Raw genomic sequence first — 22,578 nt, 5'->3', positions numbered from 1 at the left:
CCTCAGAGCACGAAGCAGGTGTCGAAGATCTCGGTCGGAGCCTCCGGCGCGAAGCCGCGCTGGGCGCGCCAGTGCCGGTGCTGCTCGGACTCGGCGACGGCCTGGCCGAGCAGCTCCGCCTGTCGCGCGCCCGAGATGCTGGGCTTGACGGTGGCCTGGTAGCCCCCGTAGTGGGCGACCGGACTCCAAGCCGGGCTGATCGCCGGTATCGCCTCGTCCAGACCTTCGTACTCGGCGGCGGCGTACACAATGCGTCCGCCGGTGACGGTCAGGAGGGACTCGATGTGCGGGATGTCCTGCTCCGGGACGGTGAAGAAGTCGTCGGAGAGGACGGCGAGGTCGCCGTAGAAGCCAGGCTTGAGGATGCCCTTGACGTCCTGCTCACCGGTGAGCTTGGCGCCGGCCTGGGTGTACATGGTCAGTGCCGTCTCCCGGCTGACGCGGTTCTCCGGCGGGTAGATCGTCAGGTCGCCGATGGTCCGGCCGGAGACGAGCCAGTGCAGCGCGACCCACGGGTTGTAGGAGGACACCCGGGTGGCGTCCGTGCCGGCGCCGACGGTCAGGCCGCGCTCCAGCATGGCGCGCACCGGGGGTGCGTCTGCTGCGGCAGCGGCGCCGTAGCGGCGTACGAACGCCTCGCCCTGGAAGGACATCCGGTTCTGGACCGACATGGCGCCACCCAGTGCCGCGACGCGGTCCAGGCTCTCGCCCGAGACGGTCTCCGCGTGGTCGAACAGCCAGCGGTTGCCGGCGGGGAAGAGGCCCTCGGCGGCGAGCTTCTCGAAGACCGCGAGGTCGCGGCGGATCGTCTCGTCGTAGGTGGCGTGCAGCCGGAAGCCCCAGCCGTTCTCCATCAGCAGCCGTACGGCCTTCTCGAAGTCGCCCTCGTAGCCCGCGGCCAGCTCGGGCCTGGGCTCGGTGAAGTTCTCGAAGTCGGCCGCCGACCAAGTCAGGTTCTCTCCGGCGCCGTTGAGCCGGAGCCATGCGTCGCCGTCTCCGGGCTTGACCATGTCGATCCAGCGCTTGAGGTCGTCGATCTCCTGTCCCGGGGTCTGCGGGAAGAGGTGGTAGGCGATGCGCAGCGACAGCTGGCCGGCCTTGGCGAGGTCGATGACGGTGCCGTAGTTGTCGGGGAAGTTCTGGAAGCCGCCGGCCGCGTCGATGGCCGAGGTGAGACCGAATCGGTTCAGCTCGCGCAGGAAGTGGCGGGTGGAGGTCTTCAGGTCCTCGCCCTGCAGGGTCGGTGCCGCGGCGAGGGTGGAGTACAGGATCAGCGCGCTGGGGGCGGCCAGGAGCATGCCGGTCGGCTCCCCGTCACGGCCGCGCACGAGCTGGCCGCCCTTGGGGTCGGGCGTGGCCTTGGTGTATCCCGCCGCCTTCAGCGCCGCGCGGTTCATCAGGGCGGACTGGTACAGGTGCAGCACGAACACCGGTGTGTCCGGAGCGGCCGCGTTCAGCTCGGCCAGGGTCGGCAGGCGCTTCTCGGCGAACTGGTCCGCCGACCATCCGCCGACCACCCTGACCCACTGCCCCTTGGGGGTGCGGGCGGCCTGCTCGCGCAGCATCGCCAGTGCCTGACGCAGCGTCGGTACGCCGTCCCAGCGCAGTTCCAGGACGTAGTTCAGGCCCCCGCGGATCACGTGCAGGTGGGAGTCGTTGAGGCCGGGCACGACCCGGCGGCCCAGCGCGTCGACCACTCGGGTCCGGCCGCTGATCAGTCGGGCGACGTCGTTGTCGTCACCGACCACGGTGACCTTGCCGTCCTTGATGGCGACGGCGCTGGCCTGGGGGTTTGTCGGGTCGCCGGTGTAGAGCTTGGCGTTGCGGATCACGAGGTCGGCGACGTGGTCGTCGCTGACAGGGGGGAGGCCAGCCACGGGCATAGTGGCCATGGAAATCATCTCCAATGAGCAAGCCCAAAAAATGGGGGGTGTGGGGGGTGAAGCGGCTGCTGGGGCCGCAGTGAGGGGGGACTGACAGGCGGGCTTGAGTCAGCCCGCGGACGGGCCGCGTGGTAGGGCCAGGACGGCGGCAGCGGTACCGAATGTGCTTGCCAGCAGAGGCCAGCCGAGCCCCGTGTGCTGCACGAGCAGGGCTCCTCCGAACGCGCCTGCCAGCATCGCCAGCACCGAGGCCAGCCGACGGCCGGCACGCGGATTGGTACCGCCTGCCAGGGCCGAGTCGGATGCGAGTCCGGTCAGCGTCAGGGTCAGCACCGTCGTGGTCACATCCGGAACGGCGAGTTTGCGGACCGTCCCGTTGCGCAGGCCCATGGCTAGCGCGATCAGGGCGATGAGCGCATGGACCGCATGGCTTGCGACGAAGGCGACGGTGGTGGCCGTGGCCAGCAGCACCGTTTCCAGCAGCAGGATGCAGCGCAGCCGGCTCGGCGACGTCCAGTGGCCCATCACGGTTGCCAGACGGCCGGCCGCCCCCGCCCCGAGAAGGAAGGCGGCCAGCGACACCAGCGAGCCGAGCACCGAGAAGCCGGGGACGCCGGCGGCGGCGAAGCCGATGATGACCACGTTGCCGGTCATGTTCGCGGTGAAGACATGGCCCAGCCCCAGATAGCTGACCGCGTCGATGAGCCCGCTCACCGCCGTCACGGTCATCAGGGCCGGCAGCAGCCGCTCGCGACCGCCCGGCGCGCCGGGCGCCGAGGAATGATTGAGGTTCACTGTCGTTTCCTTGGGTCACGGCCCATGCCGGGTTCGGATTGCTCGCGCACGCGAACGTGGGCCGTCCATGGGCCGGCCGCTCGGTGGCAGGCCCGCTGCTTCTGGGACGCGGGATGACCTCTGCGCCGCTGCATCCCCGGGACGGCGGGTACTTCGAGGTCTTGGGCTGCGGGCCGGTGCCGGCCCAGGGGCGGGGTGCCCTCGGGCCGGCGACCCGGTGGATCAGCCCGCGGCGTGGGCGCCGATGACGGACTGGGCGTAGACGACGCCGAGACCGTAGGCGCCGCCGTGCTCCTTGACGATCTCCATGACAGGGAGGTACGTCTCGGCACGGGCCCAGTCGCGCTGCAGCTCGAGCAGGACCTGGATCCAAGTCACCGGCACGGCACCGGCATTGACCATCCGCTCGATGGCGTGCTCGTGAGCCTGCGGGGTGACACCGCCGGAGGCGTCGGCCACGACGTACACCTCGTAGCCCTGTCCGAGCGCGGACAGCACGGGGAGAACGATGCACACCTCGGTCCACAGGCCCGAGATGACGATCTTCCGGCGGCCGGTGGCCTTGATCGCCTCGACGACCGCGTTGTCCTCCCAGGCGTTCATCGTGGTGCGGTCGATGATCTCCTGACCGGGGAAGACCTCGGCCAGCTGAGGCAGGAGCGGGCCGGAGAAGGACTCGGCGGCCACGGTGGTCAGCACCGTCGGCACACCGAACGCCTTGGCCGCCTTCGCCAGGCCCACGGTGGCATTGACGATCGCGGTGCGGTCGCCGCTGGCGGTCCCGAAGAACATCTGCGGCTGGTGGTCGACGAACAGCATCACCGAGTTCTCAGGGGTCAGCAGATCCGGGCTGGGGGCGGCCTTGACATTGGCGATGTTGAACATGATGGGTTCCTCTTGTTCTGAAAGGAGCAGGGACGCGCGTCCTGCGTGCCTGCCGGAGGGTCGGCCGAAGAAGCGGCCGATCCGCGCGAGCAGTCCCTGCGGTCGGTTCTCGGATGCCGGCATTGCGGCCTCCTCGTGTGTCTCGTGAGGACGGGATCCGTCCCCGGGTGGGACGCCCATATCAATCAATCTTCCAAGCCAGATATTTCTGCGCGAGAGGTTGAACGATGAACTAGTGGGGTGAGGTGTCTCACGTCGCCCACGTGCGCTCCCGGGCGTCTCGCTGTCTGACACGTGCGCAGACCGCGGCCGCGTGGGCGCTCGAGGTGCTCGGGATCTGTATGCGTGGATCTTCGGGCCCCCTGGCGTCGCGAGCTGCCGGTCGCGGCAATCGGCCCAGCCGTGTCGCTGTGTCGGCACGCATGCCCTGCCCTTTGACCGGGGCCGCATCAACCGATGGCGTTCCTGCTGCGTGTGCCCGGCTGCTGCGCCGCCGATCGGCATCGAGCCCGCCGATCATGCCGACGAGTGCCGGGCTGGGTGTGGCGGCGACGATGGTCGGTCTTCTCTGGCTCGCGGGCCTGGCTGTCGTTCTGGGCCGGCCGTGCGGCGGTCCATGTCGCTGGCGCGACAGGCTCGACGATGGTCCCACCGGCCCTGGTGGCCGGGGTCCGGATCCTTGTCGCGTTCACCGAGGGCATCGAGGGCTGGCCAGACGCCACCTTCGGGAACATCAAGGTGGATGTGCCGACTCACTACGTTCCCGGCCTCCGGCCCACCGACTTCGTCGAGGTCGTCAAGAACTCCGACTGCCCCGAATGACTGGCTGCGGCCAGATATTGAGTAGGACTCTATTGACTTGAGTCGCTCCAGAACTAGGATTGGATACATAAAAGATTCTGGATGAAGCGTGCAAACGACTCCGACGGCGAGTCTGTGCGCTCTGGAGGCAGTGATGGTCAGGAATCGATCGATGCCGACCGGCGCCGGACACCCAGACGCCCGCCATGCCCCGACAGTAGACGGGGATCGAGCAGCACAGGAGCCGATGGCCCGAGCTGCCACGCGTCTGCGCGACGCGCAGCTTCGGGTGACTGCGCAGCGCATGGCCGTACTCGCCGCTGTCGAGGAGCTGCCCGGGCATCCCGAGGTCGAAGCCATTCGGGCCCGGGCGCAGCAGGTGACCGGTCGACTGTCGCTGCAAGCCACGTACAACGTCCTTCGTGTGCTGACGGAGGCGGGCATGATCCGCTGCACCCAGATCGCGGGCCTGTCGGCACGGTACGAACCCGAACGCAACGACAATCACCACCACTTCGTGTGCCGCCTCTGCGGCGACATCATCGATGTGGAATGCGTGGTCGGTGCGGCACCCTGCCTTGAGGGCAACCTGCCCGCTTCCTACCGGGTCGATGAAGCTGCAGTCACCTTCTGGGGTGCCTGCGAGCGCTGCGCCGCCCAGCGGCGCTGATCGCCTCGCCGACACATGACCCAGGCGTCGTATGTCCACGAGATGCGGCGACGCTTGGGCCTCCTCTCCAAGCCGCGCTTGCGGGCGGCGAATTCATGAACGTCGACGGTCGACGGGATCCCGCCTCGTCGGCTGCGGCTCCCGCTGTCCCACGCCGCCCCGCGCGACTGCCGGACCTCGTCGCTTCCTGGCGCGGACTCGCAGCGATACATGCGCCCCATGCCGGACTCCCCATGGCGGAGTGACGTACAAACGTCGCTCCGCCATGGCGTAGGCCTGGAGCTGCGCGCTTTTGGCGCCGGTCAGTGCTGGTTTCGTGCGCGGCGTTGCATCGCGGCACGTCGTCTTCATGGTGCGTCCCGAGGGCAATTCCAGTACCTTGTCAAGTTTTTTAACTGCTTCCATTGTCTGGAGTCACTCCACAAAGTAGAGTGGAGCTCACGAAGATCCGGGACCCCAGCACCGCAGAGTTCAGCGGTAGAGGAGGAACGGACCCCAGCAGCACCACTGCGCGGTCACACATCCACCAGCGGCGCATCGACGGCGTCCATGAGGTGGGTTCGCGCTCGGCGCCTCGCGAACCGGTGTCCATTCAACACAGGACAATCATCGTGGTTACCTGCATCCGCCCAGGGCCGGAGAGTCCCGCCCTCGGCACCAGCACAGACGTCTTCCACACCGCAGACAAGCTCGCTCAGGCCGCGGTGGCCGAACTGGCCGACTTCGTCGCCATCGAGGTGTCGGAGCCGATACTGCACGGCGACGTGTCCATACCCCGCCCTCTGCGCAGCGGCACACCGTTTCGACGTGCCGCCTTCCAGTCCAAGCCGGGGACCGACGTCAGGCCCGCGTACGCGGTGGGTGACGTGTCCCGGATCCCGCGTGCGACCCCCTACCGGCAGGCCCTCGTCGATCTGCGCCCTCGCCTCATCGCCCACCTGGTCCGCGACGGGCGGTGGCCGGTGCATGATCCTGCCCGCGCACACCGCATCCGGGAGGCGCGGGCCCACTCCGCCATGGTGATCCCCCTGATCGTCGGGGACGCCGTTCTCGGCCTGCTGGCCCTGTATCGGCGGGCGGAGTCCGCTCCCTTCGACGTGGACGACCTCCAGGCGGCCGTCAGCTTCGCGGACCGGGCCGCGCAGTGTCTGGACGCGGTCCGTGACCGGATCCAGGGACGTGTCCATGCCCAGCTCCTGCAGCGAAAGCTGCTCCCTGAGGCGCTTCCGTCCTTCGGAGTGATCGAGGCTGCGGAAGGGGAGCTTCCGGTGGAGGGCTCAGGAGGCGAGTGGTTCGACATCATCCCGCTGTCCGGTGCACGCGCGGCCCTGGTGGTGGGAGCCGCACGAGGTTGGGGGGTCGATGCCGCGGTCGGCATGAGCCAGTTGAGAGCGATGATCATCACGCTGGCCATGGAGGACCTGGCGCCGGACGAGATACTCGCGCGCCTGGAGGACATGGCGACCCGCCTGGGAGAGCACCTGATGTCGGGCCGGCTCCCGTCCGATGTGAAGTATGCAGGCGCCAGTTGCCTCTTGGTGGTGTACGACCCCGTCACCGGGCGCTGCACCTCGTCCCAGGCCGGCGGTTCACAGCTGGTGATCATCCACCCCGACGGTGTTGTCGGCGCGCCGGGCCTGCCCTCCCATCCGGCTCTGGGTACCGATGGGCCTCCTTATGAGAGCACCGAGGTCGACGTACCCCCAGGTACCGTCCTGCTCCTCAAGAGCGGTGGCATCGACGATGCCCACCCCGACGGCGACGCGGCCACGGAACACCTCCATGAGGTGGTGAACCGGTCCGGCCTCGACGTGCGGAAGATCATCGAGAGTGCCCGTCGCGACGTGGCCCCGGGCCATGAGCCGGCCCTGCTCGTGGCCCGGGCACAGGCCTTGGACGCGAAGAACGTCGCAAGTCTGGCCGTACCGTCCGACCCTGCAGCCGTCGCCGCTGCCCGCGCCTGGACCCGCCGGCAGTTGGCGACATGGATGCTCGACGAACTCGCTTCCACCACCGCCTTGATCGTCAGTGAACTCGTGACCAATGCCCTCCGCTACGCGACCGGGCCGACAGAACTGCGCCTGATCAACGACGGTCACACACTCATCTGCGAAGTTTCCGACACCAACGGTGCCGTTCCCCGTCTGCACAAGGCCCGCCCGAGCGACGAGGGCGGCCGCGGCCTGTCCATCGTCTCCGAGCTCACACAGCACCAAGGGACGCGCCTCACCGCTCGCGGCAAGACCGTGTGGACCCAACAGTCCCACTCGACGTGAGGAGCTGAAGACATGGGTGTACAGGCCGAAAGGCCCATCCCGTCCCGCTGGAACAAACTCCCATCGCTCGCCCGGGTGATCATCCCGAAACGACTTCCTGAACGAATGCGGGAGAGGAGCGGCGCCTGCGAGTCCATGCTCGTCGCCCCTCTGCTGGTGATCGCGCTGGCCACGACGGCGGATCTGCTCACACCCAACCTGCAGTTCAACCGGTTGCTCGGCGTGGCGCCGGCGCTGGCCGCCGCCATGTGGCCCGTGGCCGGCACGCTGGTCATCGGACTGCTGGCCCTGATAGCCGGCATCGCCCTCGCCGCCACCCACCACGATCTCGGTCAGACACCCAGTGTGTTCACCGTCGTGGCGATCACGGCCATCACGCTGGCCGCTGCATACGCCAGTCGGGTACGGCAGCACCGGGAGCGCACCCTCGCTGCGGTCCGCAGCGTGGCGGAAACCGCACAGCACGCACTGCGGCCCCCGATCCCACGCCACCTCGGGCACGTCGACATCGAGACCATCTACCAGGCCGCTGCCGCGCATGCCCGCATCGGCGGCGACTTCTACGAGGCGCGCCGGACTCCGCACGGCGTACGGCTGATCATCGGCGATGTGCGCGGCAAGGGACTTCCCGCCGTCGAAGCCGCATCAACGATGCTCAACTCCTTCCGGGCGAATGTGCGGGACGCGCCCGATCTGCCGTATCTGGCACACATGTTGGAAGCAAGCATGCACGAACACTTCGAATCGGTCCTCACCGACGACACGCTCGAGCGCTTCGTCACCATCGTGCTCGCCGAGATCCCCGCCGAGGAGCCCATCGCCCGCCTCGTCAACTGCGGACACCCCCCGCCGCTGCTGCTCCACAACGGCGAGGTGCGCGAGGTGGAGCCCAGCGCACCCTCGCCGCCCATCAACATGGCTGCCCTTCTGGGCGACCACTACCAGCTCGACACCATCCCCTTCGGCCTGGGCGACCGCCTGCTGCTCTACACCGACGGCATCAGCGAAAGCCGCGACCTGACCGGCACCTTCTACCCCCTCGCCCAACGCATCCGCCGATGGGCCTCGGCCCCACCCCACCAACTCCTGCACCACCTCCACCACGACATCAACGCCTACGTTCCTGGCACCCGCGACGACGACGTCGCCGCGCTCGTCGCTCACCGCGTCGCACCGGGCGAACGGCGACATCATCGCCACGTCTGACACGTTCGCACGGGCCCGGCGGCCGCGAAACCAGGCAGACACACCGACAACGCAAACGAAGCGAAAGGCAGAGGGCAGTCATGTCCGATGCCGGTTTCCTCAACGATCCATGCCGGCGGAGGCACAAGGTGACCACACAAGACGGAGGGCGTCCCCTTCTCACCACCGAGACGGGTGCGCCCGTCGCGGACAATCAGAACTCCGAGACGGCCGGCCGCGGCGGGCCGCTGCTCGTCCAGGATCAGCAACTGTTCGAGAAGCTGGCGCGCTTCAAGGAGAAGGAGCGCCTGATCGACAACCTGGCCATCGCCTTGGCCCGCGTCTCCGCCGACCGTGACGACATCGTCGAGCGGGCGATCGACAACTTCCGCCGTGCCGACTCCGACTTCGGCAGCCACCTGGAAGCGGGCGTGAAGGAACGACGCCGATGAGCCGGCGTTCCCGAGCCCACTACCACCGGAATCACCTGAATCCCTCATAGGAGGCAGAAATGACGTGCTACGAGTGCACCCAAGCGGGGCGGGATGACAGCGCCGCCATCGGCATATGTTCCCTTTGCGGTCTGGCCGTGTGCGCCAACCATGCGACGATCACCCCGGCTCCCGGCAAGCGCGTGATCGGCCTCGTCGTCGTGACGCGCCGCCTTGCCTGCACGACATGTTGCGGGACGCAGACGGTCGCCTGAGAGCTGGCTATCTCCTACGTCGATAACCGTCATCTTGGACTATCTCTCTTCAATGGGAAACAACGGGTGCGTCCGCGTGTTGGCACGAACGGCGGTGAATGAGCGGTCACCTTTCGTTCCCCCCGCCGACGGAATCCACCGTCAAAGATCGGAGTGCTCTGATGTCAGTGACATCGGCCATGGGTCCGCACGCGAACCGTGTCTCCACCCGACAGGCCCGCGCGCACGAGGAGACACACGCCGCTCGCAGGTACGGCGCAGGGTTCTGGACGGTCGCCGCGGTGTTCGTGACGGCGATGGCTTTCTCCACGGTTCCCACCCCGCTGTATCCCCTCTACCAGGCCCATGACGGGTTCTCGACCTTCACGGTCACCATCGTGTTCGCCGTCTACGCCATCGGGGTCCTGACCAGCCTGTTGCTCGCCGGGCACATCTCGGACTGGCTGGGCCGCAAGAAGGTCATGGCGTCGGCGCTGGCACTGGAACTGCTCGCAGCCGCGCTGTTCCTGGCCACGCCGTCTCTGCCGGTGCTGATCGTCGCCCGGCTGGTCACCGGTCTCGGCGTCGGCATGCTGACGGCGACCGCCACCGCGTATCTGCAGGAGTTGCACAGCACCCACCTGCCCGGCGCCTCGACGCGGCGGTTCGAGATCGTGTCGACCGTCGCCAACATCGGTGGCCTCGGGCTGGGACCCATCACCGCGGGAGTGCTCGCCCAGTACATGGTCGCGCCGCTCCGACTGCCGTATGCGGTCTTCGTCGTGCTGCTGCTGATCGGAATGGCTGCCATCGCTCTGACCCCCGAGACCGTTCGCAAGCCCGCGGTCAGGCCGGCCTACCGGCCCCAACGGGTCCGGGCCGCCCACGGCGACCGTGGACATCTCGCCGCCGCCGCGGCCGGATTCACGTCCATGGCCGTGTTCGGGCTCTTCACGTCCGTGGTCCCAGGCTTCCTCGGCGGGGTCCTGCACCAGCCGTCCCGTGCGTTGGCCGGACTGGTCGTATTCGCGGTTTTCGGAGCCGCCGCGGCGGCCCAGACGGGTACCGGCCGGCTCGGCACCCGGACGCGCTGGTACCTCGGGCTGCTCGCCCAGGCGGTGGGCATGACCGTTCTCGCAGTCGGTATGCGCCTTGGGAGCCTGCCCGTGTTCCTGCTCGCGGGGACCATCGCCGGTGCCGGTGCCGGTGTGCTGTTCAAGTCCGCCGTCGGACACGTGGCCGCCATGGCCGCCCCGGCTCAGCGCGGCGAAGCCCTCGCCGGCCTGTTCCTCGCCTCGTACCTCGGCCTGGCCCTGCTGCCCGTCGGCCTGGGCGTCGCCAGCCGGTCCATGAGCCTGACCGATGCGACGACGTGGTTCACCGTCGTCGTGCTGGCACTCCTCGCCGCCGTCGCCGTACGGACGAGCCGCCACGGCCCCGGCACGGCTGCCGAGACGCCCGGCACTTTGCGACGGCGATCATGAGGGATCACCCGGTGGGCGTCGGCGCCGTGTCCGCTGTCTTCGGCATCGGGCATGTGATCGGCACCGGAACCGGCTGACCGATGAACAGGCCTCCTGCCCCGAAGTATGAGAAAAACCGCACGATCAATGACGCACGGAGGACAACCATGCGGAGCACCACACTGGGATCGACCGGCCTGCAGGTCTCCCGTATCGCTCTCGGCACCTGGCAGCTGGGGGGCGACTGGGGCGCCTTCGCCGAGGACGATGCCAAGGCCGCCATCCACCGGGCCCGCGAGCTCGGGGTGAACTTCTTCGACACCGCCCAGGCGTACGGATTCGGTGCCTCGGAGAGACTGCTCGGCGCCGCGCTGCGGGACGAACTGCGGCGCCGACGCGACGAGTTGGTGATCGCCACCAAGGGTGGTCTGCGCAGGACCGCTACCGGCATCGCCCGGGATGCGAGTCCCGGGGCGCTGCGCGAGGGTGTCGACGCCAGTCTGACCGCGCTCGGCGTCGACCACATCGACCTCTACCAGGTGCACTGGCCGGACCCGAAGGTGCCGTTCGCCGAAACCGCAGGTGCACTGAAGGAATTGGTCGAGGCGGGCAAGTTCCGGCATGTCGGCGTCTCCAACTACTCCGCCGAGCAGATGGCCGAGTTCTCCCGCACCCTTCCGGTGGAGACGCTGCAGCCGCCGTACCACCTCTTCCGCCGCGAGATCGAGGACACCGAGCTGCCCTATACCCGGCAGCACGGCATCGGTGTCCTGGTCTACGGCCCCCTCGCGCACGGCTTGCTATCGGGCATCCTCTCCAAGGAGACCGTCTTCCCTGCCGACGACTGGCGGGCGAAGAGCAACGTCTTCCGAGGCGAGACCTATGGGCGCAACCTCGCTGTCGTACGCGAGCTCCAGGAGTTCGCCGCATTCCGCGACATGACGGTGAGTCAACTGGCCGTCGCGTGGACCCTGGCTCAGCCGGGGGTGGACGTGGCGATCGTCGGTACGCGGCGCGCCCACCACGTCGAGGACAGCCTCGCGGCGGCAGACCTGTCGTTGGACGAGGACGACTTGAAGGAAATCGACTCGATCATGGCCGCGGCCGTCCCCGTCTCCGGCCCGTCCCCGGAGGGTGTGTGACGGGTGGGCGGGATGGGAATGGGCAGACGCCGGTCGCTGTATAGGCACCGGCGTCATGCGAGCCCCCATCGCGCGGATCTGTCGCATGCCGGGTTCTATGTGCGGGTGTGGAACCGGAACCGGCAGAAGGCCGAGGTGCTGGCCGGCAGCCGCGCGTATGTCGCCGCCTCGCCGGCCGGGCGGCCCCGGACGCCGAGTTCCTGATCATTCGTGCCGACCGACGCGCCGCCGCCGAGAGCGCGATCGTCGTGCCACTCGCGGACAGACGCAGTCACCAAGGGACGTCTGCGGCCTTGTCGGCATGCCCTGCATTCACCGTGATTCCCCGCTGTTCTCCGCTCGATCTGGTGCGGTTGAGGTGCGGTAGGGGCCTGGGCGTTCAGGCCCACGAACAGAGCGTGCCCGTTCCCCAGGGCGTGCCGCTATCCGGGTGTTCAACAGACCGCGGTGCGTACGAACTGGGCGCAGTACTGTTGCACGCGCCGATCGCTTCGAAGTTCTGGCGTGCCTGCCGGAGGCTGAGGTCGTGGTTGGGGCCGCCGCGCACCTCGTCGACGTCGTGCTCGTCCTGGCCGTCGTCCTCCCAGGAGCAGACATCAGAGTTCTCAAGCGCTCCGCGCTCGGGCAGGGTGACAGGGCGGTACACGTGCGACTGAGACCAGAAGTGGAACCAGGCGTTGGCCGGCACCTCGTCGTCTGGCGCGACGTCGTGTTGAGTGAGCGTCGCAGCCTGCCATTGGAGGCGGCACCACACGGTGTCAGGCGGTCGGCGCTGCGGAAGCCGCCCGGGTCGCCGCCACGGTCACCGGCACGCCCTGACCACATCGGCTATGCCGCCCTGCCCTCTTGTTCCGTCATGCCTGGGGCATTGCCGTGCTTGGCTCCCGCTCGCCGGACGGAGCTCCAGGCTTGAGGGCGACGGAGGTGTAGTGGTTGGCGAAGAAGTACGAATAGGAGAGGGCTTCGTCGATGTTGCCGAACTGGTTGCTCATCATGGACATCAGAGCGGTCGTGCGGGTGCCGTCGCCGGCGTAGGCGGTGAACTGCTGGTTGGGTGGCAACCCGGTGGCCCCGATGGTGACTTCGTTGATGCCCGGGAGTTCCCGGATCAGGGCCGTGCCTTGGCCGGAGCTGCCCTCGACGCGCAGGGCGATGTTCTGTGTGCGCATGCCCAGACCTTGCCGGCCCAGGTTGTTTGTGCTCGTGGCCGGAGTGCTGCGGGCCACGTACACCAGCGCCATGGGTGACTGGCCGATGGGGAGGGTCTTGATCACCGAGTTCGTGTGCGTGTCGATGACGTCGAGGGCGTCGGAGTTCTGCAGGGCGACGTAGATCCTGGTGTTGTCGGGGCTCGGCCAGATGCCGTGGGGACCGTGGCCGTTGTTGTGGATGGTCTTCACCAGCGTGGGCGGCGCCCCGGTTTTCGATCGGCGGTACACCAAGGTTTCGTTCAGTCCGCCCACGGTCATGTAGGCGTAGTCGACGCCGCCGACCGTGACGAAGTTGGGGTGGTTGGTGCGCGGTCCCGTGTTCAGCACCGCCTCCACACGGAAGGTGTGTGCATTGACCACAGCGGTGGTCCGGCCGTTGGTGGGCATGCCGAGCCAGATGTCCCGGCCGTCGGGTGAGATGGCCTCGTCGGAGGACCCACCCGCCTGTTGGGGGATCGGCAGGCGCTTGATGATCCGGCGGGAGGCCACATCGATCATGTCCAGCCTCGAGGCGCGCAGGTGGTTGACGTAGGCGAGTTTGCCGTCGGCGCTGAAGACCACCTTCGACGGCCCGTCCTCGCTGTAGATCCGGTCGACCTCCTTGCCGGCCCGCCAGTCAAGCACCGAGATGTAGTCCTGGCCGCGCACCGCCACCCACAGCCGTGTGCCGTCCGGCGAGAAGAACCCCTCGTGCGGCGCCCGGCCGACGTACATGGTGCGCACTACCTTGTTGGTTGCGGTGTCGATGACATGGATGGCGTTGGTGGTCACGTCGATGACGTCGAGCCACTTTCCGTCCCGGGAGAAGCCCAGGCCGTGCACGTCGATCTCCCCGTCGTACATGGCCCCCAGCACGTCCGCGCTGGGACTCAACCGCGGCTTGCCCAGGGCGATGGTGCCCAGCACCGTGTTCGTCGCCGGGTTGATGACACTCACCGTGTTGGAGTCCTGGTCGGCGGTGTATACCCGGTCGTTCCCCGAGATCGGTTGTGCCCCGGGCAGCGCCGGAGCCTGGATCGGCGTGCCATGCACTGAGGGGCTGGCGTTCGACCCGACTATGGGGCCCTGCACCGGATCCAGGGGGGAGGACGCAGATTCCGGCGTCCCGGGCATCACACAAGCGGTGACTGATGCGTACACGACCATCGCTATGAGCATGTGGGTCAAGGTGGGTCTTATGCCCATGTTCACTCCTTGTGGTCACGTCGCCGACGGATGCCCCGCATTGCAAGCTGCCGCGGCGCTTGAGTCGTGGGGACGGCGCCGCGTGGCGTGAGAGGTTTTTCGGGCGGGCTTGGTCGCCGTGTTCATCAAAGGCCGCTAGTGAGGGCAGCGCTTGTCATCGTGGCGCCGAGGTCCGTGACGCCTGAACGCCTGATGCTGGTCACCTGGAACGTCTCGAGCCCTAAAGGAATCTAACCGATAATTTAGACATACTCACCTTGATCGGAGGTCTTCACTCGGATGGGCCATCTGTCGGTGAATTGCGAACAAATGTACGAGTGTTCAGGCTTCGTGCGGTGTACGCCGAACGGGTTCACGTTGGTTCGCGACGTGCCGACCACAAATGCGATCGCAGGTCAGGCGGGGCAGTAGCCCGCACGGTCGGCGGAGTCTCAATGACCGGGTCAACCCTTCGGGGTGCCGGTCCCTTCTTCCCGTGCCCACCCGTGACGGCAGTCGGCGCAGGTGGGGGGTGTGGGCGGTGACTCTGATGTGCTGTGTGTGATGCGGAAGAGATCGTCCTCGTCGGTTGTGGTGGGGGCGATCACGGTGGGGACGCGGTCGGTTGCTGCTCCGCGGCGGGGACGCGGTGTGGGCGAATGAGTGCGTGGCCGCATGCAGCATGTCGGTCGGTTGATCGTCAACGTAGCCAACCCCGGTGTGCGTCGCAGGCGATCGGGAGGGCCGAGGGCTTCGTGCCCGTCAGGCTGCGCTCGTCGCTGTCCGTGTTGGTGGCGCGGTGGTGAAGGGGCGGTTGTCGCGGAGCAGGGCCCACGGGACGTCGACGCGGCGGCGGGCGAGGGCGATGACGGCGGGGATGTGTTTGTGGCCGTGGGCTGGTTTCTTGAGCGGGATCGAAGGTGCCGCTTGGAAGAACTTCGAGCATAGTGGCGGTATGGGTATATGGGGCAAACGGGATGACATGATCGTGCACCAGACCGAGCCCTTCAATGCTGAACCACCTTGTGGCGCGCTCGTGGACCCGGTCACCCCTCTGGACACTTTCTATGGCCGCAACCATGCCCCGATCCCCCGCGTGGACGGGGCGAGCTGGCGGCTAGGGGTGGACGGCGCGGTCGACCGCCCGCTGGAATTGTCGCTGGACGACCTGCGGCGTGGCTTCCCCGAACGGAAAGTGCTCGCCACTTTGCAGTGCGCGGGCAACCGCCGCGCCGACCTCATGGAGTTCCACGACATACCCGGCCAGGTCCCCTGGGGCCCCGGAGCCATCTCCACGGCATGGTGGACCGGTGTGAGCCTGGCGGATGTACTGGCAGAGGCAGGGCTGCACGCAGAAGCGGCCCACATCGCCTTCACCGGTGCCGACATGTCACAGGACGCCGACCCACCACAGCCCTTCGGCGCCTCCATACCGGCGGCGAAGGCCACCTCCAGCGAGGTGCTCCTTGCCTGGGCGATGAACGATCAGGCTCTTCCCGTCGCGCACGGTGCCCCGCTGCGCGCCGTCGTCCCGGGCTACATCGGCGCCCGCAGCGTCAAATGGCTCCAGCGCATCACCGCACAGACCGAGCCGTCCGACAACTACTTCCAGTGGGAATACAGCCTCTTGCCTCCCGAGGCAGACCCCCACAAGGCAGGACCAGGCGACGGCATCACGCTCGGGCCGGTCGTCATTCACATCGCCATCCTGCGGCCTGGCAAGGGCGCCCAGCTGCCGTCCGGAGCTACCGAGGTCGTCGGCGTGGCCTTCGCCGGCGACGACCGCACGGTGACACGCGTGGACGTGTCCGCCGACGGCGGCACCACGTGGGTCCACGCCGATCTGAACGCACCGGACAACCCGTGGACGTGGCAGCACTGGCGCGCCACGCTCATGCTCCCGGCGGGGGAGACGGAAGTCCTCGCCCGCGCCTGGGACTCCGCCGCAGCCGTACAGCCCGAGTCCCCAGGGACGGTCTGGAACCCAAAGGGCTACGCCAACAACGCCTGGGCCCGCCTCCACGTCACCTGCGACCGCTGAAAGGCGGGCGGCCAGGCCGCAGATCCCGACGGCACGACGGTGAGCCCGCGGACACCTCCGCACCGCTCACCTTTGAAGACCCGGCTTGACGGAGCGTGGCGCGCGAAGTCAGGTGCTCCAGCAGGGCAAGATCGACCTGGGTAAGCAGCGGAGAGAGCCGCGAGGCACTGTTCGCCCTGGAGGAGTCAGCGGAGACGGTGCGTGATCCGCCCTCCAGCGGAGCGCGGACCGGGATCTGGCGCGACTGCCGCACGCGACTCCCCGTGAGCGGTGTGATACTCCCTGGGCCGAACCCGTTCGTCGTGATCGGCTGCCTCAGCTCACCGCCACCCCGTACGGCTGGGCGCCCACGGTGACCGTCGCGACGACCTTGTGGGATGCGGAATCGATGACGGCGAGGGTGCCCGCTCCCTGGTTGGTGACGTAGATCGCGTCGTCGGTGACCGCCAGGTTGAACGGGTCGGTGCCGGGCGGGCCGAGGGCGATGGTCGCCGAGACGTGTGTGCTGCCGGTGTCGATCACGGAGACGTTGCCGGGACCGAGGTTCGCGGAGTAGGCGTAGCGGCCGTCCGGGCTGATGGCGACGCCGAAGGGGCCTGTGCCGACGTTGACGGTGGTCGCCTTGCCGCTGTCGGTGGCGATGGCGAGGACGTGCGTCCCGACCTCGTCGGCGACGTAGGCCGCCTTGCCGTCCTTGGTGACGGCGACGGCCACCGGGGAGCGACCCGCGGGGAGCTGCCGGGTGACCTTGTGGGTGCGGGTGTCGATGACCGACAGGGTGCCCGATCCGGCGTTCGCGACGTACGCCTGGGTGCCGTCGCGGCTGAGGGCCACGTTCACCGGGGACCTGCCGACGGGGATGGTGGCTGAGGCCCGCTGGGTATGGGTGTCGATCACGGAGACCGTGTTCGAGGTGCCGTTGGTGACGTAGAGGGACCCGCCGTCCGGGCTCAAGGCGACTCCGGTGGGGCTCTTGCCCACGGGCACCGTGGCGACGGTCTTGTAGGTGTGGGTGTCGAGGACCGAGACGCGGGCCGAGCCGCTGTCGGCGACGTACAGGCGTCTGCCGTCCTTGGCGACCGTCACGCCCTCGGGCGCCCTGCCGGCCTGCACGGTCGCGACCACCTTGTGGGTGTGGCCGTCGATCACCGAGACGGTGTCGTCCTGCTGGTTGGTGACGTAGACGCGGCTGTCCGCGCGGGCAGCCGCGGACGGCAGGTCGGCGGCCACCGTGTGCACGGAGGCGGTGGGCACACAGAGGACCACCAGCGCGGCAACTCCCGCCGCGAGGACCGGCCGTGGTGTCCCGCCGCGGCTTCGGCGGCTCGCTGCTGGGGTCCGCGCGGCAGACAACATCTCGCCTCCTGTGCGCGGTGCCGTGGTCCGGTCCGATGGTTCGGCCCGGTATCAGGTCAGCAGCCCGCGGGCGTAGTAGTCACTTTTGTCCCGGACGCCGGGAAGCGTGAAGAAGTAGCCTCCACCCCGAGGGCTGATGAAAGGCACGAGTGCTTCGTTCTCCAGCCGGGTCTGCATGGCGATGTAGGTGTTGAGTTCCTGCTGGAAGCAGTTGAACGCGTGTCCCATGTCGAGCTCGGGCAGGTTGGGACTGCGGTCGTAGTCGAAGCTCCGGCGCAGGATGGTGCTGGTCGCCGCGGTCTCCGGGGTCTGGGGGTTGGCGAGCCGGATATGGCAGTTGAGCGGGGTGATGAGTCCCTGGGGGTCGTTCGTGTAGATGGGGTCGAACTTGTCGTTGTCGTTCTCGCCCAGCGCGTACAGGGGGGCGCCGCTCGCCTTGCGACGGCCGAAGATGCGCTCCTGTTGGGCGACGGGCACCTTCTGCCACGCCTCGATAAAGAAGTGCACGATACGCACCACGTGATAGGTGCCGCCCGCGGTCCAGGCCGGTTCGGCGCTCTTCGGCTGGACCCAGACCGCCTGGTCCATCTGGGAGGCGCTGGTGGTGTCAGGGTTGGAGATGCCGTCCTTGAAACCGAACCAGTCGCGCCGGACACCGACGGGGCGGTGCGGATTGCGCTGTCCGTCGATGCGCCAGCGCAGTTTCGCCACGGATTTGGTGTGCATCAGGATGTCGAGCAGGGCGTTCACCGTCGTGTCCCGGTTATCGGCGCATATCTGGAGCAGCAGGTCCCCCTGGCTCAGCGCCGGATCCAGGTCGTCATGCTCGAATGCCTTCATCGTGACGAGCTGGACCGGCTTCCGGGCGCGCAGACCGTATCGGTCGTCGAAGAGAGAGGCGCCCACACCCACGGTCACCGTGAGACCGTCTGCCACGACCGTGGGTCCCAGGATGCCCGAGCTTGACGGTGCCGCAGTCGGAGACGTTTCGGGCGGTCTTCCGCCCGCCGTGAGGAAGCGGGCGCGCGCAGTCAGCGTGCGGAACAGCTCGGTGAGTTCCTTGCGGCCGGACGCAGTGACGTCGAGCGCGACAAAAATGGCGACCCGTTGCGGGTGAGGAGGAAGGGCGATGCCCGCCTGGTGGTAGCCGTGGAATGGGATCGTCCGGGACGTGGGTTCTGCGTCGGCCTCGGGCGCCGTTGCGGCGGCCGCTGTACCGCCTCTGAGGGCGGCTTCGCCCGCCGTGCCGACCACGAGGCCGGCAGCGGTGCCCTGCAGAAACGTCCGCCGGGCGAACGCCCCCATCGGGCATTCCGTCCCGCTCCATTCTCCGTCCGGAGACGTGTTGTCGGTCATGATGTCCTCCATCGACCGAACATCCGCCGAACTTCTGCTTCATACGCTATTTCGGACGCGTCAGTCCCACCACTCGGGAGTACGACGGCATGGCGAGATCACGCCGTGGAGATTCGGGCGAGCAGGCTTTTACACGAAAGTGTCTCCGCCGTCAAGCTTCATTGACATGAGTCAGGTGACAGAGTGCCGCGGTGCCCCATGCCAGGTCTTCAGCGCCACGAGGGTGGCGAGTGCGGCTGTCAGCAGCCCGGCGAGCATGGCTGCTCGATCGCCGGCTGCCATGGAGGTGTGCCTCGTTCGGTCGACCGCGTCGGCGACCGCGGGAAGCAGCGCGGCCCCCGTCGCGGCACCCAGTTGCCGACTGGTGTTGATCACTCCGCCGACCAGGCCCTGGTCATGGTCGGCGACTCCGGCGCTCGCGGTGACCATGCTGCCGAATGCCATGCCGGCGGTGCCGAATCCGACGAGCATCACGGCCGCGAGCGGCAGGTGGGAACCGCCGGCCAGGGGGAGTTGGGTCAGGGCGGCGAAGCCGGCGGTGGCGGCTGTTCCGGTCACCACCAGCACGCGTTGAATGCCGAGGTGCCGGGTCAGCCGTGCGCCCAGTAGGCCGGTGGCCAGTCCGACCATCCCCTGCGGAGCGATGCTCAGCCCGGCATCGAGCGGGGACATGTGCAAAATTTGCTGGAGGTATCCGGAGAGCACGAGCATTTCACCGCCGTTCCACATGCCGAGCAGCAGCATGAGAGTGCTGGCGTTGCGCAAGCCGTAGGTGTGCAGCAGCGCCGGACGCACGAGCGGGTCGGCGTGCCGGTGTTCGTTCGCCGCGAAGGCCGTGCCCGCGAGGATGGAGAGTGCGAGCGGGGCCAGCACGGGGACGGAGCCGATACCGGTGGTGGCGATCTGGGAGACACCGAAAACCAGGGCGGCCACGGCCAGGGTGATCAGGACCGCACCCAAGGTGTCCAGCTTCCGACCGGCACGCGCCAGTCTCGACTCCCGCAGGACATGGGGGGCCAGCAGCAGGGCGGCCAGCCCCACCGGAACGTTCACCAGGAACACTGAACGCCAGCTGAGGAACTCCACCAGTACGCCGCCGAGCACTTGGCCGGCGACGAAGCCGATGGACGCCGTCGCACCGTAGAGGCCCAGTGCTCTGGTCCGGCGCGGGCCTTCGGCGAAACCCGTGGTGATGAGTGACAGCGCGGCGGGCGCGACCATCGCGGCCCCGGTGCCTTGCACCACGCGTGCGGCGATCAGCAGTACCGGGTCGCGGGCGAGCCCCCCGGCCAGGGATGCGGCCGTGAACACGCCGATCCCCGAGAGGAACAGACGCCGGCGCCCGTAGAGGTCGCCGGCTCGGCCGCCGAGGATGAGCAGGCCGCCGAAGGCGATGGCATAGGCCGTGACCACCCACTGGACCGAGGCTGCGGAGACGTGGAGTTCACGCTGGATCGACGACAGGGCGACGTTCACGATGCTGAAGTCCAGGACCACCATGAAGGCGGCCACCAGGATGAGGGCCAGCCCCAGCCGTCCATGCGCGCCCGTTCCGGGGTGGTCGTGGTGGTCCGTGGTCGTGCAGTCGTGGGACCGCGTCGTGGCGGCGTACGGCGAGGAGGGGCCGATGGGCCCGGCGTGTGTCCTCATGGCCGTGCAACCCTTCGTCGGGCCGGTTCGATCACGCGGTGATGTATACCGCGGACAGGTCGTCGTCGGCGTGCTCGAGGGCGGTGTGCCGCCAGCGGGGCAGCAGCGCTTCGGTGAGCGGCAGGTGGGTGCCGAGGCCGTACGCGGCCTGTACGGCCAGTTCGGCGTCCTTGACCGCGTGCTTGAGCGCGAAAGCGGGGGTGAAGTCGCCGGCGAGCATGGTGGTGGCCTTCTGTACCGCATACGGCGAGCCGAGCGGGGTGGACTGCAGCAGTTCCACGATCGAGGCGGGGTCCAGGCCGAGCCGGCCGGCGAAGGACAGAGCCTCCGCGGTGGCTTCGACGAGGTCCACGAGCCAGCTGTTCAGCACCAGCTTCGCCCTGGTGCCGTCGCCGGCCGGTCCCAGCCAGACGGTGGCTCGGCCCAGTGCGCCGAACACCGGGTTGAGGACGTCACGCACCCGATCGGGACCGCTGGCCAGGATGATCAGCTGTCCGGCCTCGGCCGGTCCCTGGCTGCCGGAGACCGGGGCGTCCACGAACGTCACCCCGTGGCGGGCGGCGGCCACGGCGAGTCGGGCCGACCAGCGGGCTCCGATGGTGGCCATCTGCACCCAGATCAGTCCGGGGCACCGGGCCAGGAACCCGTCCGGGCCGTTCGCGGCCCGCTCGGTGGCCGGCCCGTCGGCGAACATGGTGATGAGGATTCCGGCGCCCTGGACCGCTTCCGCAGGGGTGTGTGCGACGAACGCTCCGTGACCGGCCAGGGCGGCGGCACGGCTACTGGTTCGGTTCCACACCCGAAGCTGGAAGCCGCCCCGGGCCAGGTTCACGGCCATGGGGCCGCCCATCCGCCCGGTGCCCAGGAAGGCGATGACGGGTGTCTTCGGCGCGCGGCCGCCGGGGGAGGCCGGTGTGTCGGCCGGCGATGTGGGCTGGGTAGTGGTCATGACATTGCCTCCAGGGTGGGATCGCCGAACGGGATTGTGGCGGTCATGGTGTGGTCGGTCTCGGCCAGGTCGGACAGGCTGAGGTGGCGGCGGCGTGCGCCGAGGCTCTGCGCCAGGTGGGCCGGGGTGCGGCCACCGACGCCGGCGATCTGCACGGCGGGCGGCCCGGCAGGTCCGATTCGATGTCGCGGCGGAAGAGACGGTAGGGCGGCTGGCCGGTTGCCACCGGCAGCACGGTGGCGAAGTCGGCCATCTGCGCCACGGTGCAGTCGGAGACCCCCACGTGAGGGATCAGGCCTTGCGCCACCAGTTCAGCGAGCGCAGCAGCGCCGGCCTCGACACCCTTGTGCAGCCATGCCGGACCGACGTCGTGGACCAGCCGGTCCCCGTCCCTGCGCAGGCCGCCCTTGGCGGCGATCACGACCGACTCGCGGGCCGAGCCGAGTTCGTCTGGCGCTGCCACTTTGAGCGGCCGCTCGGAGCTGCCGGACCCGTAGGCCCGGGCGGTGTCGAAGAAGTTGGCGCCCAGCGGCCTCGCGTATTCGATCGGCTGGAACGCGCCGGGCTTGGCCATGGGGCCCCGGTCCGCGCCGTACTGCCATGTGCCGCACGCGACAGGCGTCACCGCCAGGCCGGATGCGCCCGGTCTCACCGTCTGCATGTCGACCCCCTTGGTGGGTGGAATCTCCTGCCTCGACGCTCACACCCACCGGAAGCCGCCGGTAGTGGCCCTGTGCTTGCCGGGATACAAACCGTTCCTGTAGCGGACAGGCGTCACAATCCCCGAGGGCTGCACAACGCTGCCGACGGGGCGGTCAGCCGATGCCGGAGGCCGGGGCCAGGCCGGCGACCGCAGACGCACGCAGAGAACGCATGGTGCGGGTCCAGCGAGGTCAGGAGGCAGAACGGCGGGAGATACCGGCGCCGGTGGCCGGCTCCTGGCCGAATGCGGGCCTGCGTGTCCGCCAAGGTTGATCGCGGCGGGTGATGTGAGCGATCAGGTCCCGTGCCACACCGCTCGGCGGAGTAGAGGCGCCGTCCCAGATGACGCGCAGAGTCCTGCGCA

General features: G+C 68.5%; 19 protein-coding genes and 1 pseudogene. 9 read left to right on the top strand and 11 right to left on the bottom strand.

Annotated features, from left to right (window positions below; all coding sequences use genetic code 11):
* Positions 1 to 2: 2 nt before the first annotated feature.
* From ABT186_RS30485 to ABT186_RS30475, 3 genes are all read right to left on the bottom strand, one after another.
* The gene (locus ABT186_RS30485; RefSeq protein ID WP_351237860.1) at positions 3 to 1,892 is read right to left on the bottom strand and encodes an amidohydrolase; all 1,890 of its coding nucleotides are present in this window, start codon (positions 1,890 to 1,892) and stop codon (positions 3 to 5) included.
* A 99-nt stretch (positions 1,893 to 1,991) separates the two neighbouring features.
* Positions 1,992 to 2,612 (bottom strand): YoaK family protein, encoded by a 621-nt coding sequence (locus tag ABT186_RS30480; protein WP_351237861.1) that lies wholly within the window; start codon positions 2,610 to 2,612, stop codon positions 1,992 to 1,994.
* Between the two features lie 288 nt (positions 2,613 to 2,900).
* Positions 2,901 to 3,563 carry a hydrolase gene (locus ABT186_RS30475; RefSeq protein ID WP_228626459.1) on the bottom strand — a complete coding sequence of 221 codons (663 nt, stop codon included), beginning with the start codon at positions 3,561 to 3,563 and terminating at the stop codon, positions 2,901 to 2,903.
* A gap of 642 nt (positions 3,564 to 4,205) precedes the next feature.
* On the opposite strand from ABT186_RS30475, the gene ABT186_RS30470 reads away from it, so the two are divergent.
* The 8 genes from ABT186_RS30470 (at position 4,206) to ABT186_RS30435 (ending at position 11,785) form a co-directional block, all read left to right on the top strand.
* Positions 4,206 to 4,385 (top strand): hypothetical protein, encoded by a 180-nt coding sequence (locus ABT186_RS30470; RefSeq protein WP_351927768.1) that lies wholly within the window; start codon positions 4,206 to 4,208, stop codon positions 4,383 to 4,385.
* A gap of 133 nt (positions 4,386 to 4,518) precedes the next feature.
* Positions 4,519 to 5,034 (top strand): Fur family transcriptional regulator, encoded by a 516-nt coding sequence (locus ABT186_RS30465; protein WP_351927801.1) that lies wholly within the window; start codon positions 4,519 to 4,521, stop codon positions 5,032 to 5,034.
* A 611-nt stretch (positions 5,035 to 5,645) separates the two neighbouring features.
* On the top strand, positions 5,646 to 7,310 hold the full coding sequence (locus ABT186_RS30460; protein ID WP_351927766.1) for an ATP-binding SpoIIE family protein phosphatase: 1,665 nt from the start codon (positions 5,646 to 5,648) through the stop codon (positions 7,308 to 7,310).
* A 12-nt stretch (positions 7,311 to 7,322) separates the two neighbouring features.
* A complete protein-coding gene (locus ABT186_RS30455; RefSeq protein WP_351232324.1) occupies positions 7,323 to 8,516 on the top strand; it encodes a PP2C family protein-serine/threonine phosphatase in 1,194 nt (397 codons plus the stop codon).
* A 128-nt stretch (positions 8,517 to 8,644) separates the two neighbouring features.
* Positions 8,645 to 8,947 (top strand): catalase-related domain-containing protein, encoded by a 303-nt coding sequence (locus ABT186_RS30450; protein ID WP_351232322.1) that lies wholly within the window; start codon positions 8,645 to 8,647, stop codon positions 8,945 to 8,947.
* A gap of 59 nt (positions 8,948 to 9,006) precedes the next feature.
* Positions 9,007 to 9,201, top strand: coding sequence for a DUF2180 family protein (locus ABT186_RS30445; RefSeq protein WP_351232320.1), 195 nt, complete (start codon positions 9,007 to 9,009; stop codon positions 9,199 to 9,201).
* Positions 9,202 to 9,362: 161 nt separating this feature from the next.
* Complete coding sequence (locus ABT186_RS30440) at positions 9,363 to 10,664, top strand: MFS transporter (RefSeq protein ID WP_351927764.1); 1,302 nt, start codon at positions 9,363 to 9,365, stop codon at positions 10,662 to 10,664.
* 146 nt (positions 10,665 to 10,810) lie between these two features.
* The gene (locus ABT186_RS30435; RefSeq protein WP_351927762.1) at positions 10,811 to 11,785 is read left to right on the top strand and encodes an aldo/keto reductase; all 975 of its coding nucleotides are present in this window, start codon (positions 10,811 to 10,813) and stop codon (positions 11,783 to 11,785) included.
* A gap of 379 nt (positions 11,786 to 12,164) precedes the next feature.
* On the opposite strand, the gene ABT186_RS30430 is transcribed toward ABT186_RS30435, so the two are convergent.
* The 3 genes and pseudogenes from ABT186_RS30430 to ABT186_RS48065 form a co-directional block, all read right to left on the bottom strand.
* A complete protein-coding gene (locus ABT186_RS30430) occupies positions 12,165 to 12,539 on the bottom strand; it encodes a CPCC family cysteine-rich protein (protein ID WP_351927760.1) in 375 nt (124 codons plus the stop codon).
* Between the two features lie 100 nt (positions 12,540 to 12,639).
* Positions 12,640 to 14,109 carry a YncE family protein gene (locus ABT186_RS30425; protein WP_351927799.1) on the bottom strand — a complete coding sequence of 490 codons (1,470 nt, stop codon included), beginning with the start codon at positions 14,107 to 14,109 and terminating at the stop codon, positions 12,640 to 12,642.
* An 813-nt stretch (positions 14,110 to 14,922) separates the two neighbouring features.
* Positions 14,923 to 15,069, bottom strand: a pseudogene (locus tag ABT186_RS48065) (IS110 family transposase); the annotation flags it as partial.
* A 73-nt stretch (positions 15,070 to 15,142) separates the two neighbouring features.
* On the opposite strand from ABT186_RS48065, the gene ABT186_RS30420 reads away from it, so the two are divergent.
* A complete protein-coding gene (locus tag ABT186_RS30420) occupies positions 15,143 to 16,201 on the top strand; it encodes a sulfite oxidase (RefSeq protein ID WP_351232312.1) in 1,059 nt (352 codons plus the stop codon).
* A 315-nt stretch (positions 16,202 to 16,516) separates the two neighbouring features.
* Here ABT186_RS30420 and ABT186_RS30415 read toward each other — a convergent pair whose 3' ends face one another.
* From ABT186_RS30415 to ABT186_RS30395, 5 genes are all read right to left on the bottom strand, one after another.
* A complete protein-coding gene (locus ABT186_RS30415; protein WP_351232310.1) occupies positions 16,517 to 17,557 on the bottom strand; it encodes a YVTN family beta-propeller repeat protein in 1,041 nt (346 codons plus the stop codon).
* A gap of 51 nt (positions 17,558 to 17,608) precedes the next feature.
* Positions 17,609 to 18,913, bottom strand: coding sequence for a Dyp-type peroxidase (locus ABT186_RS30410; protein ID WP_351927758.1), 1,305 nt, complete (start codon positions 18,911 to 18,913; stop codon positions 17,609 to 17,611).
* Between the two features lie 171 nt (positions 18,914 to 19,084).
* Positions 19,085 to 20,563 carry an MFS transporter gene (locus tag ABT186_RS30405; protein ID WP_351232306.1) on the bottom strand — a complete coding sequence of 493 codons (1,479 nt, stop codon included), beginning with the start codon at positions 20,561 to 20,563 and terminating at the stop codon, positions 19,085 to 19,087.
* A gap of 31 nt (positions 20,564 to 20,594) precedes the next feature.
* Positions 20,595 to 21,512 (bottom strand): NAD(P)-dependent oxidoreductase, encoded by a 918-nt coding sequence (locus ABT186_RS30400; protein ID WP_351927756.1) that lies wholly within the window; start codon positions 21,510 to 21,512, stop codon positions 20,595 to 20,597.
* A 43-nt stretch (positions 21,513 to 21,555) separates the two neighbouring features.
* Positions 21,556 to 22,173 carry an aldo/keto reductase gene (locus ABT186_RS30395; RefSeq protein WP_351927754.1) on the bottom strand — a complete coding sequence of 206 codons (618 nt, stop codon included), beginning with the start codon at positions 22,171 to 22,173 and terminating at the stop codon, positions 21,556 to 21,558.
* Positions 22,174 to 22,578: the final 405 nt, after the last annotated feature.

The sequence above is a fragment of the Streptomyces sp. NPDC001634 genome (genome assembly GCF_040298185.1).
Taxonomy (GTDB): domain Bacteria; phylum Actinomycetota; class Actinomycetes; order Streptomycetales; family Streptomycetaceae; genus Streptomyces.
The sequence above is the reverse complement of the archived record's forward strand: the minus strand, read 5'-3'. Positions and strand labels throughout refer to the sequence as shown.